At 67.3% G+C, this 12,674-nt stretch carries 7 protein-coding genes; 1 reads left to right on the forward strand and 6 read right to left on the reverse strand.

The genetic code is table 11. From position 1 onward, the window contains the following. Positions 1 to 3 precede the first annotated feature (3 nt). The 6 genes from N0B51_RS00710 to N0B51_RS00735 are packed head-to-tail and all read right to left on the reverse strand — an operon-like array spanning position 4 to position 11,282. The gene (locus N0B51_RS00710) at positions 4 to 1,518 is read right to left on the reverse strand and encodes a tryptophan halogenase family protein (RefSeq protein ID WP_259960271.1); all 1,515 of its coding nucleotides are present in this window, start codon (positions 1,516 to 1,518) and stop codon (positions 4 to 6) included. Continuing rightward, entirely contained in the window at positions 1,515 to 3,545 is a 2,031-nt protein-coding gene (locus tag N0B51_RS00715; RefSeq protein ID WP_259960272.1) for a glycoside hydrolase family 97 protein, read from the reverse strand. The genes N0B51_RS00710 and N0B51_RS00715 overlap by 4 nt, the downstream gene beginning before the upstream one ends. Continuing rightward, positions 3,542 to 5,167, reverse strand: coding sequence for an alpha-amylase family glycosyl hydrolase (locus N0B51_RS00720; protein ID WP_259960273.1), 1,626 nt, complete (start codon positions 5,165 to 5,167; stop codon positions 3,542 to 3,544). Before N0B51_RS00720 ends, N0B51_RS00715 begins: the two co-directional genes overlap by 4 nt. Next, positions 5,164 to 7,029, reverse strand: coding sequence for an alpha-amylase family glycosyl hydrolase (locus tag N0B51_RS00725; protein ID WP_259960274.1), 1,866 nt, complete (start codon positions 7,027 to 7,029; stop codon positions 5,164 to 5,166). Before N0B51_RS00725 ends, N0B51_RS00720 begins: the two co-directional genes overlap by 4 nt. After that, positions 7,026 to 8,522, reverse strand: coding sequence for a tryptophan halogenase family protein (locus N0B51_RS00730; RefSeq protein ID WP_259960275.1), 1,497 nt, complete (start codon positions 8,520 to 8,522; stop codon positions 7,026 to 7,028). Before N0B51_RS00730 ends, N0B51_RS00725 begins: the two co-directional genes overlap by 4 nt. A 60-nt stretch (positions 8,523 to 8,582) precedes the next feature. Next, positions 8,583 to 11,282, reverse strand: coding sequence for a TonB-dependent receptor (locus N0B51_RS00735; RefSeq protein WP_259960276.1), 2,700 nt, complete (start codon positions 11,280 to 11,282; stop codon positions 8,583 to 8,585). 284 nt (positions 11,283 to 11,566) lie between these two features. Here N0B51_RS00735 and N0B51_RS00740 point away from each other — a divergent pair, with 284 nt between their 5' ends. Further along, entirely contained in the window at positions 11,567 to 12,607 is a 1,041-nt protein-coding gene (locus tag N0B51_RS00740; RefSeq protein ID WP_259960277.1) for a LacI family DNA-binding transcriptional regulator, read from the forward strand. Positions 12,608 to 12,674 lie beyond the last annotated feature (67 nt).

Genomic DNA, 12,674 nt, shown 5'->3' on the forward strand with positions numbered 1-12,674 from the left:
GCGTCAGGCCGGGCCGATCGTCGCGAAGTTCTGTTCGCACGCGCGCAGCGTCTTCTCCACCGGCGCGAGGAGGTCGGGTGCGCCTTGGTCTGCGGGTCGCATCCTCGACGGGTCGGGAAGCGAGCCGTAGCCCGCGAACAGCGCGTGCCAGCTGGCGTTCGAATAGGGCGGATCGGGATAGAGCCGCCGATTGGTTTCGCGCAGGTCGGCGTGGGTGAACCATGCCGTGATCATCGCCTTGAGGTTGTCCGACAGGCTATCGAGCGTGCGGGCCTCCTGCCAATAGGGCGAGCCCGACCGCTGGCTCATGCGGTAATGCGCGACGATGTAATCGCGGATGCCCTCGTACCGTGCCGCGACGCCCGCGTTGTACCGGTCGCGGTGACGCGGCGTGAAGCCGCCGGCCTCGTAGGCATCGACGAAGTCCAGCGTGCTCGCGATCACGATGTGCAGGGCAGTCGCCTCGAGCGGTTCGATGAACCCTTGCGCGAGTCCCGCCGAGAGGCAGTTGCGGTGCCACGATTCCTCGACCCGGCCCACCTTCATGCGCAGCACGCGCGCTTCGGCCTCGCTTGCGCAGGCTGCGCGCAATTCGGCTTCGGCATCCTCGTCCGAGATATGCGCGCTCGAATAGACGTAGCCGTTGCCCACCCGCGTGGTCAGCGGGATCGACCAGCGCCAGCCGGCCGACATCGCGATCGCATCGGTCTGCGGGCGCCAGGGCTCTGCGTGCGCGCTGGGCATGACCACCGCGCGGTCGTTGAACAGGTTCTCGGCGAACGGAACGAACCGCACCCCGAGCGCACGCTGACCGATGATGCCGGCAAAGCCCGAGCAATCGACGAACAGGTCGCCCTCGATCCGCTCGCCGTCGTCGGCGACAAGCGCGGCCACGTCGCCGGACGCGTCCCGCTCGACCGCCCGCACCAGCGCGGTCCGGTGAACGATGCCGCGCGGCACCGCCCAGTCGCGCAGGAATGCTCCGAGCTTGTGCGCGTCGAAATGGTATCCGTAGCTCGGCGCGAAGGGAAACGCGGGCGCCGGATGCGGTCCCTTGCGCGCATCGGCCAGGCGCGCGGCGAGGAACCAGCGGTCGGGCCGCACCGGCAGATCGACGCCGCGCCGCGCCAGCGCGCAGGCCGCGACATAGGCCGGTTCGGTGTGCAGATCGACCGGGCCGGGAAAGGGATGGAAATAACTCTCGTATCCGGGCCGCTCGCTCCACCCGGTAAAGCGGATGCCCAGCTTGTAGGTGGCGTCGCAGGCGGCCATGAACGCGCCCTCGTCGATGCCGAGGTGGTCCCACAGGGCCTTGAGCTGCGGGGTCGATCCTTCGCCTACCCCGATGATCCCGATCTCGGGGCTCTCGACCAGCGTGACGGATCCGCCCCGTGCACCCCATTGCCGGTGCAGCAGGCAGGCGGTGATCCACCCTGCGCTTCCTCCGCCGAGTACGACGACGCGGGGAGGAACCGGGTGATCGCTCACCGGCCCACCGTTCACCGGCCCCTTGCTCACCGAGACGGGTGCAGCCGCACCGCGGCGCCGCCGCCGGGTGCGAGCCAGAGCGTCAACGTGTCGCCCTTGCGCACCGTCCGCCTGTCGTAGGCGATGCGGTGGCGGGCCTCGGTCTCGAAGGTCGCGCCCTCGCCGTCCTTCCAGATCGTCGCGTCATAGGTCCTGCCCGGATCGAGGAAATCGAAGGTGACCGTAACCTCGCGCGCGGTGGCGTCGTTGATGCCGCCGACGTACCAGTCCGCACTGTTGCGGTCCTTGCGCGCGAAGATCGCGTAGTCGCCGACCTCGCCCACGACAAGGTGGCTTTCGGCCCAGTCGGCCGGCACCGCCTTGATGAACGCGAGTTCGTTCGGATGCGCAGCGAGGCTCTCGACAAAGTCGGCCGCCATCTGGATCGGCGAATAGATCGCGAGATAGAGCCCAAGCTGCTTGGCGACGGTCGAGGCCATCGGAACGCCGTTGCCCCCGGTGACGCTTAGCACCCCGGGCGTATAGTCCATCGGCCCGGCGAGCATCCGGGTGTAGACGAGCGTCGGTTCGTGGTCAGGCGGATTGTTGAACGGCGCCCAGGCGTTGTATTCCTGCCCCCGCGCGCCCTCGCGGGCGACCCAGTTGGGATAAGTGCGCCGCAGCCCGGTGTCCTTGACCGGTTCGTGCGGATTGACCGCGACGCGGTTCTTCGCCGCCTCCTCGACCACCCGCAGGTGGTGCTGCACCTGCCGCTGTCCGTCGTGCCATTCCATCACCTGACCTTCGCACGGATCGGCGATGTCGGCGTTGCACGAAATGATGCCCCCCGCATCGGCGACGTAGCCGGTCTTGACCACGTCGACCCCCAGGTCACCGTAAAGCTTCATCGCATCGGCGAGCTGGCGCTCATAGACGTCGATGTTGCCGCCGGTTTCGTGGTGGCCGATGAGGTGGACCCCCTTCTTGCGGGCGTAGTCCGTGACCGCCTCGAGATTGAAATCGGGATAGGAGCGGGTAAAGCTGTAGTCGCGTCCGTTGCCGAACCAGTTGCCGTCCCAGCCGACGTTCCAGCCCTCGACCAACACCCCGCGAAACCCGTGCTTGGCCGCAAAGTCGATGACCTGCTTGGTCCGCGCGGTGGTGGCGCCGTGGTTCGGGCCCTGGGCCCAGCTCCACTTGCCGCTGATCATCCCCCACCAGATGCCGACGTACTTGGCGGGCTTGAACCAGCTGACGTCGCCGAGCTTGTTGGGTTCGTTAAGATTCAGCTCGAGGTCGCTTTCAACCAGCCCGGCGGCATCGGCCGCGATGCGGATCGTGCGCCAGGGGGTCGCAAAGGCGCCGGTCCGCACGACCTTCGCGCCGCGGCTCGAAGGCGCGAGGTGCGCACGGAACCGCTGGCCCGCCAGCCGCTGCAGCCACATCCCCGAATAGTCGACCAGCGCGGCTTCGTGGAAAGACAGGTGCGTTCCGTCCTCGAGGCGCAGCGTCATCGGGGTGTGGGCCATCGAGACCGCGTCGATCGGCGTCTTCTGGTAGATCTGCTCGTAGCGGTTGAAGTCCCCCGCCTGGATCCACCACGCGGTCCCCTTGGGCGCGATGTCGAATTCGGTCAGTTCCTCGGCGATGCTCGTGCGTGGATGGCCGGGCCGGTCGGGAAATTCGCTGCGAAAGCCCACCCCGTCGTCGAACACGCGAAAACGCACGGTAAAGCGGCGCGCGGTGGCATCGTGCAGGAATGTGACCGCCAATTCGTTATGCCGGTCGTGCACGAACCGGCGTTCGCCCCACGGCTGTTCCCAGCGGGTATCGGCGCTGGCGTGCGCCGCGCTGTCGACCCTGAGCCCTCTGCGCAGCGGGTCCTCGTCGGTGAAGTTGAAGGCGATCGTGCTTTTGGCGATCAGCGGCTTGCCCGCGCGCGTGACCTGGTAAAACGGGATCCCTTCGCCGTCGGCATCGAGGGTGACGACGGTCGATCCATCGGGCGAAGCGACCGTCTCGGCCTGGAGCGCGCTCGCCGGCAGGACCAGTGCGGCAAGAAACAGACCGGCCCTCATCGTGCGATCACCAGCGCACCGAAGGCGGGCAGACGCATCGCGGTTGCGCCGTTGACGACGGCGAGAAGTTCGCCGGCAGCCTGGTCCTGATCCAAGGGAATCGTTTCCTTTCCAAGATTGGCAATCACCCGCACGCGCTCGGAATCCCGGGCGCGGTCGAGGATCAGCAGGTCCCCCTCGGCCCGGCACGCCGTGACCGAACCGTGGCGCAGGGCCGGGTGGCGATTGCGCAGTTCGAGCATCCGGCGGGCGTGGTTGAGCGGCGAGTCGGGATCGCGCTCCTGCCCGTCCACCGCGCGCAGGGCATTGGCATCACCCACCGGCAGCCACGGCGCGAGCGACCCGAATCCCAGGTCCTCCGACCCGCCGATCCACGGAATAGGCGTGCGCGCTCCGTCGCGGCTCAGCGTGAGCGGCCAGTTGACGATCGCCTCGGGATCGTGAAGCTGATCGAACGGGATATCGACCTGCTCGAGCCCCAGTTCCTCGCCTTGGTAGAGGATGATGTTGCCCCTGAGTGCGGCGAGGACCAGCATCTTCATGCGGGTCGCGGCGGGGCGGTCGGTCGCTTTCCACCAGCGGCTCGCCGCCCGCGGCGCGTCGTGGTTCTCGAAGGCCCAGCTTGGCCAGCCGACACCCGGCCCATCGGGCCATTGTCCAAGCGCGGCGCAGACGAGCTGCGGGGTCAGCCGATCGGCATAGAGGAAGTTGAAGCCGTAGGCCGAATTGAGGTGGGTCTCGCCTTGCGTAAACGCCTTCATCTCCGCCTCGGCCTCGTCGCCGCCGACTTCGGCGACCGTGAAGGCACCGCCAAAGCTGTCGGTCAGCGCGCGAATCCGCTCGATGAAGGCGGGAATGCGGGGGTGGGACTGGTTGTACTTCTTGATCTGGAAATCGAACGGGCGGGTGCGCGGGCGATCGCTGGGCGGGGCCGGCGGATTGTCGCGCAATTGCGGGTCGTGCATCGCGAAGTTGAGCGCATCGATCCGGAAACCGTCGATTCCGCGCGTCAGCCAGAACCGCATGACGCCGAGCACCGCGTCCTGGACCGCCGGGTTGTGCAGGTTGAGCTGCGGCTGGCAGCTGAGGAAGTTGTGCAGGTAATACTGCCCGCGCCGGGCGTCCCACGTCCACGCGGGACCACCGAACACGGACTGCCAGTTCGACGGCGGCGACCCGTCGGGCTTTGCGTCCGCCCACACGTACCAGTCGTTCTTCGGATTGGTCCGGTCCGACCGGCTCTCCGCAAACCACGCGTGTTCGTCGGAGGTATGCGAATAAACCTGGTCGATGAGCACCTTGAGCCCGAGGGCATGGGCCCGCGTGATCAAGGCATCGAAATCGGCAAGCGTGCCGAAGATCGGATCGACATCGCAGTAGTCGGCCACGTCGTAGCCGAAATCCTTCATCGGCGACGTGAAGAACGGGCTGATCCAGATCGCGTCGACGCCGAGCGATGCGACATGGTCGAGCCGCATCGTGATGCCCGGCAGGTCGCCGATACCGTCGCCGTTCGAATCCATGAAGCTGCGCGGATAGATCTGGTAGATCGCCGCACCCTTCCACCACGGGATGTCCGCTACCTCGGGCGCCGTCGCGGGAATCTGCTGGCCGACGTTCATCGGACAGCCTCGCTCACGCGGCAGATCGCCCAGCTCAGCGGCGCAAGCCCGAAGGTCGCCGTCCCCGGCGCGGACACCGCGGCCGGGCATTCACCGTCCAGCGCGTCGAACGCACGCGCGCCGTAACCGACGGCAACATTGGCGGTCTTCGGGGTTACCGCGGTGTTGAAGGCAACGACGTATTCTGCGCCGGAAACGGGATCGAAGCGGCTGACGGCAAACACGCCGGGCTCCTGCTCGTAGTGACGCACGTCCTGCCGACCCCTACGAAGCGCGGGGTGCGCGGCGCGCAGCGCGGCCATCCGGGCGACGAGGCGATAGAGCGGGTGGTCCTGATCGAAATTGGCTTGCGCGGTGGTCGCGTCGGTCCCGATGAGGGCGTTGTCGTTGTAGACCGCGGTACGGCTGGGGAACATGTCCTCGCGCGCCAGCTGGTCGCCGCCATCGCCGACGAAGCCCTGCTCGTCGCCGTAATAGATGACCGGCGCGCCGCGCAGGGTCATCAGCATCGCGTGGCCGAGTGCGACCCGCGCAAGCAGTTCGTCCTGCCCGATGCCGGGGCGATCCTCTCTCACCATCGTCGAGAAGCGGCCCATGTCGTGATTACCGAGGAACGTCGGCAGGTTGAGCGCCGCCGCTTCGCCGCCTTCGTAGAGCACGTCGCCGTCGTAGAGATCGGCCAGCACGACGGTTCCCTTGCCGCGCCCCAGCACCTCGCGCATCGCCGCCTGGAAGGCGAAATCAAGCACCGCGGGTAACCCGTCGCGGCGGGTGTACTGGGCGATGTAGCCGTTGTCCGGCACGTCCTTGTAGACCTCGCCGAAGATCGCGAAATTGGGGATGCCGTTGGCCTTTGCGCGGTCGAGCATGGCGGGGACGAACGCCTGCCAGAAGCCGGGGTCGACGTGACGCGCGGTGTCGATGCGGAAACCGTCGATACCGAAGTCGTCGATCCACTTGCCGTAGATGTCGATCATGCCCTGGCGCACGCGCGGATGCTCGGTAAACAGGTCGTCGAGCCCGGCAAAGTCGCCAAACCGGCTGTCCTCGCCGGTGAACGTGCTGTTGCCGCGGTTGTGATAAAAGACGGGATCGTTGAGCCATTCGGGCTTCTTGACGTTCGCCTCTCCCGCCGGAACGACCGGGGTATAGGCGTACGAGGGATCGACCAGCTTCGCGAAGTTCGCCTCGCTCGAATCGTCGTCGCCCGCGAAACCGGGATTGATCGCCGCGCCGCCGGGTCCGCCCTTGCGCGAATAGGGAAAGTCGCCGCGCGAACGATAGCGATAGCCGGTCGCATCGCCTTCGGCATAGCGGATCACGTCGGCGGTGTGGTTGGTGATGATGTCCATGTAGACTTTGATCCCGCGCGCGTGCGCCGCCTCGACGAAGGCCTTGAACTCGGCCCGCGTGCCGAAATGCGGATCGGGGCGGGTAAAATCGGTCACCCAGTATCCGTGATACCCGGCGCTCTCGTCGCCCTCCGGCCCCTGCACCGGCTTGTTCTGGAAGATCGGCGCGAACCAGATCGCGGTCACGCCCATGCCCTGCAGGTAGTCGAGTTTTGACGACAGGCCGGCGAGGTCGCCGCCGTGATAGAAGCCCTTGGCTTCGGGGTCGAACCCGCTCTCCAGCCGGCCTTCCGGCAAGCCGCCAAGGTCGTTCGCCGGGTCGCCGTTGGCGAACCGGTCGGGCAGGACGAAATAGACGACCTCCTCGCCGGGAGCGCGCAGACGAAAGTCCGGGAGGGGTGCGGAGGCGACAGGCCGCGCGCCCGACCGGGTGCTGGTGCATCCGGAGAGCCCCGCGGACAGCACGCAGGCGCCGACGCCGGCGAGGAACAGGCGGCGAAGCGGGGTCATGCCTGCACCCCCGGTCCGAACATCGCGTCCAGCACCGCGCCGTGCGCCGGCATCGCGGCGGCCTTCACCCGCGCGGCCTTGGCAACGCTGGCGAGGAAAGGGCCGATGTCTTCGGCCGGCACGTTGTCGGCGAGCGGCGACCATCCGCGTGGCGCGATGCCCTGGCCGAGCATGACCTGGCCCCAGCTGTCGTCGAGAAAAAGTTCGTCCTCCTCGCGCACGAAGAGGCCCGATTCGGCGAACAGGGCGAGCTTCTCCGCCAGCGTGGCGGGCGGTTCGATCGCCCGGCAGAAATCCCAGAACGGCTCTCCGCGGCGCTCGTTTGCGATGTAGTGGAGAACCAGGAAGTCGCGGATGCGCACCCACTCCGATGTCGACAGCCGATTGAACGTCGACCGTGCGCTCGACAGGTCCGACAGGTCGTTCGGCAACAAGCCAAGAAGCCGCGACAGGCCGGACTGGACGAGGTGGATCGAGGTCGATTCGAGCGGCTCCATGAATCCCGCGGCCAGCCCCAGCGCGATGCAGTTGCGGGACCAGTGTTCGTGCCGGTGGCCGGTGGTGAAACGGATCGGCCGCGGGTCCGCCAAGGGCTTGCCTTCGAGACCGGCAAGCAGAAGCCGCGCCGCTTCGTCCTGGCCCATGAACTGCGAACAGAACACGTGGCCGTTGCCGGTGCGATGCTGCAACGGAATGCGCCATTGCCAGCCCGCCGGGCGCGCGATCGACTGGGTGTAGGGCCGCGGCGGTCCGGCATTCTCGCTCTGCACCGCCAGGGCGGTGTCGCACGGCAGCCAGCGGGTCCAATCCTCGAACTCCACGCCGAGCGCCTTGCCGAGCAGGAGCGAGGCGAATCCGGTGCAGTCGAGAAACAGGTTGCCGGCCACGCGGCGGTCGCCCTCGAGCGCAAGCGCGACGATGTCGCCGCCGTCACCGTCGCGTTCGACCGCTTCGATCCGCCCCTCGACCCGGCGAACGCCGCGTTCCTCGGCGTAGGCGCGCAGGAGCGCAGCAACCTTGCCCGCGTCGAAGTGAAAGGCATAGGCGAGACCCGCCTCCTCGCCCGGAGCGATCCGCCCCGCGCGCGCCGCCGCCACGTTGAGGCTGTAGGCGCCGAAATCGTCGGCCACGCCGATCGCCCGCCCGCGCAGCCAGAGCTGGCGAAACGGGATCAGCCCGACCCCGCGGCCGGTTGTTCCGAAACTGTGGATGTAGCTGGCGCCGTCGCGCAGCCAGCCGTCGAACTCGATGCCGAGCTTGAAGCTGGCGTCGGTCGCGGCCATGAATTCCGCCTGGTCGATGCCGAGCCCGACCAGCAGGTTGTGGATCTGCGGGATCGTCGCCTCGCCCACGCCGACCGTACCGATCGCATCGGATTCGACCAGCGTTATCCGGGCGGCTTCGCCGACGAACCGGGCCAGCGTCGCCGCCGCCATCCACCCGGCGGTTCCGCCGCCGGCGATGACGATGTCGAGAGGAACGGGAGGAGCCACGGCGCACGTTTGGCGTTGCGGGCCCGACCGGTCAAACCGCCCGGACCCGCGCCGCCCTCATCAGAACTTGTAGGTGAAGCCGGCGACGATGCGGCGACCGTAAGTCTGGTACTTGAGCCAGGCGTCCTCGATGCCGACGCCGTTGATCTGCGCCAGCGTCGCCTGCCGCTCGTCGGTCAGGTTCTGGCCCTGAACGAAAAGCGACAGTCCCTCGAGCGCCGATCCGGGCTGGAAGTCGTAGCCGACCTGCGCGTCGAAGATCGTCTCCGACAGGACCGCCTGCCGGTCGAGCCCGCCGCTGAACAGCGAGAAGTCGCCGAGGAAGCCCGAGCGATAGCGCATGCTGCCGCGCAGGTTGAAGCCCGCCTTCTCGAAGAACGCGGTCATGTTGGCGACCCACTTCGAATAGCCGGGAATCTGCGTGGACTGGCCGCGGTAGTCGGTCGCCTTGGTCTCGGTGTAACCGACGCCGCCGGTGATCCCGAACCCGCTGAGCGCGGGGCTGAACACCTCGAACGGCAGGGTGCCGGCAAGCTCGCCACCCATGATGTAGCCGCCCTTGGTGTTGACCGGCCCGCTGAAGATGCCGATCGGCGAGCTCGGCGTCAGGCCCGACGGCGGCGGATACCCCGAATAGTCGAACGCCTCGTCGATGCCGTTGGGATCGATGTACTGGTCGAGATGCTTGTAGTAGAGCTGAAGGGCGATGTAGCCCTGCGCCGCGAAGTACTTTTCGAAGCTCATGTCGAAGGACGTCGCGCGGTACGGCCGCAGACGCGGATTGCCGCCGCTCCCGGTGTAGATCGGCGGATTGTACGCCGGATTGTAGCCGTAGGAGACGATGTTGTTCATCGACGGCAGGCGGGGCCGCATCATCTGCTTCGACGCGGCGAGGCGAACCACGAAATCCTCTGGCGCACGGAACACGAGGTTCGCGCTCGGCAGGACCATCCAGTAGCTGTCGGTGATCGTACCGTTCACCGGACCCGACGAGGTGACGTCGGTGTGCACCGCCTGGATTCCGATGTTGCCGGTCAGCCGCGTCGTGCCGAGGTCGGCCTCGAGCGACGCCATCGCATACGGGGTCCAGACGTCTTCCTTGATGTCATAGGCCTGCGAGGCACCGAACGGGTTGGGCAGGTAGCTGAGCACGCCTTGCGGGACGAGCACGCGCGGGTCGTACGACAGGATCGGCCCGAATCCGCGGTCAAGGTTCGTCGGCTCGAGCAGCAGGGCGCTCGGAATCGCGGCCGAGTCAGCGTTGTTGGGCGGCGTCAGGAAGGCTTCGTCCTGGGTCAGGGTCTTGTTGCGCAGCGTCTTGTCGACGCCCACCTTCACGCTGCGGACGAAGCCGCCGCCGATCTCCTGCTCGATCTCCGCACGGATTTCCTTGAGGTCGTCCTTGCTGCTGCGGATCTTGTCGTAGCCCGCCTGGACAGTGCTGCCCGACCAGCCCTGAACGTCGGTGAGGACCAGATTGGGATTGGCGCCGTTGAAATTGCTCGTGAACTGCAGCGCCTTGTCGGTGACGGAGTAGCCGAAGGTGCCGCCCGGGGTCGGAAGGTTGCGCCCGAGGCCGGCGGTCGTCTCGAGGCGGTCCTGCCAGCGATCGGTGCGCGACCAGCTGACGTCGAGCATCGCGCGGGTGCCGGCGTCGTTGTCCCACAGCAGGTTTCCGCCGAACGAGTAGGTGTCGTTCTTCTGGTCGGTGGCATAGTTCTCGATGATCGGCCGGCCGGTCCAGGTCGCGCTCTGGACGATGCTGGACCCGGCCAGCAGCGGGTTCGAGACGGGCGTGCCGGTGAAGCTCGTGACGGTCGATCCGCAGCACAGGATCGGCATCTCGAAGCCCTTCTGGTCGAGCTTGCTCTCGAAGTGCGAATAGAATCCGTCGAGCGTGAAGGTCAGCTGGTCGCCAAGCCGCGCCTGGAACGTGCCGTTGACGCCAAGGCGATCGAGCTGTTCGCTTTCCGCCCAGGTCTTCACGCCGCTGATGCCGTAGGTGTTGGGCCCGTATTCGCCGTAACCCCAGGCGTTCCAGTCGCGGATGCTGTAGGGTTCGGACGAATAGGCCGCCGACAACGCGATGCCCATCGTGTCGTCTGCGAAAGTGTCGACGAACGTGCCGAACACCCGGTATCCCGTTTCGTTCGCTTTGGGGTTGACCTGATCGTCGATGTAGGTGCCACGGGCGCCGACGGCGATGACGCGCGTCTTCTGTTCGAGCGGGCGGATCGTCCTCAAGTCGATCGAGCCGACGAGGCCGCCGGCGGTGTGGTCGGCCTGGGCGGTCTTGTAGACATTGACGCCGGCGAGGATTTCGGACGGGAACTGGTCGAACTCGACCGCCCGGCTGTCGTTCGTGGTGGTCTGCTCGCGGCCGTTCAACGTAGTGGTCGAGAAGTCCGGACCGAAGCCGCGGATCGAGATGATGTTCGCGCGGCCGTTGCTGCGCTGCGCGGCGAGACCGGGCAGGCGGGCGATCGATTCGCCGATGCTGTTGTCCGGCAGCTTGCCGATGTCTTCGGCCTTGACCGATTCGACGATGGCCTCGGACCGCTTCTTCTGCGCGGTCGCGCTCTGCAGCGAGGCGCGAAAGCCGGTCACCACGATCGCGTTCGAATCGTCGGGCACGGGGTTCGCGGTCGCGGTGTCATCGGTTGCCGCGTCCTGCGCCGCGGCGGGCGCGGCCAGCGCAGCTAGGGCGACGGCGAAGGCCGACAGGCTGGCAGAAGCGCGCAAGGAATTGCGAAAGGCCATTTCAGTATCACTCCCCAATGTCCGGCAATCTTGTGCTGCCGGTGATCCCAGATTGCTCAGCCCGCCGGGGTCGCCCCGTGGCTGTCGGGGCGTCAGATACGAGCGGGTTCGGGCAAAACGGAATACGGCATACGTATACGCTCCCGCATCGACGGCGCGCGATGTGCCGCAAATGACACAGGGGCCAAGGCGGTCGCCGCGGCCTGTCGCGCGCGTTTGAAAGCGACGCGAAGGCGTCTTATGGGACAAGGTGGGCCGCCGGCCGGACGGCCCGGGAGAAGAGCATGGGACGCAAGCCGACGGGGCGCCCGACCAGCTTCGACATCGCCTATGCAGCGGGGGTTTCGCAGCCCACCGTAAGCCGGGCGCTGCGCGGCGACCGCTCGGTCAGCCCGGCCACGCGCGAGCGGATCGAGAAGATTGCCAGCGAACTCAACTACACCGTCGACAAGAACGCGAGTTCGCTGCGCTCGCAGCGGTCGAACACCATCGCCCTGCTGTTCTTCGAGGACCCGACGCCCGACGACAGCATGATCAATCCGTTCTTCCTCGCCATGCTGGGGTCGATCACCCGGGCAGCGGCGAACCAGGGGCTCGACCTGCTGATCTCGTTTCAGCGCTTGGAGGACGACTGGCACGTGCGCTACCAGGACGCCCACCGCGCCGATGGCCTGATCCTGCTCGGTTACGGCGACTGGACGCTGTACCAGGAACGCCTCGACCAGCTTCGCCGGCAGGGCACGCATTTTGCCCGCTGGGGTTCGATCTCCAGTGACCTGGCGGGCGGCGGAACGGTCGGCTCGGACAACCTCGAGGCGGGACGCACGGCCGGCCGCCACCTGATCGAGCGCGGACGTCGCAGGATTGCCTTCCTGGGCCATGCGGACACGCATTATCCCGAATTCGCCAGCCGTTACGAAGGCCTCTGCGCCGCGATGCGCGAGGCCGGCCTTTCGCCCGAAGCGGCGTTGCAGCAGGACGCCCTCACCAGCGAAGAAGCGGGACACGCGGCGGCCCAGGCCCTGCTTGCGCGGGACGACCGGTTCGATGCGATCTTCGCCGCATCGGACCTCATCGCGATCGGCGCCATGCGCGCTCTTGCCGAAGCCGGAAAGTCAGTGCCCGGCGACGTCGCGGTGATCGGCTTCGACGACATTCCTGCGGCAAGCCTGACGCGCCCGCCGCTGACCACCGTCATGCAGGACATCCGCGGCGCCGGGGCACGGCTCGTCGATACCCTGCTGGCGGACATCGAGGGTCGCCCCCGCCCCGATCCGCGCCTGCCAACCCGGCTCATCGTGCGCGCGAGCACGGGCGTTTCCTGATTCCATCACATTCGTATGCGGCTTGCGGCGCCGCTTTCTTTGCGCCAGCCCTGCCCCGAGAGGGCGG

Source organism: Tsuneonella litorea (assembly GCF_025154015.1).
GTDB classification, from domain to species: Bacteria; Pseudomonadota; Alphaproteobacteria; order Sphingomonadales; family Sphingomonadaceae; genus Tsuneonella; species Tsuneonella litorea.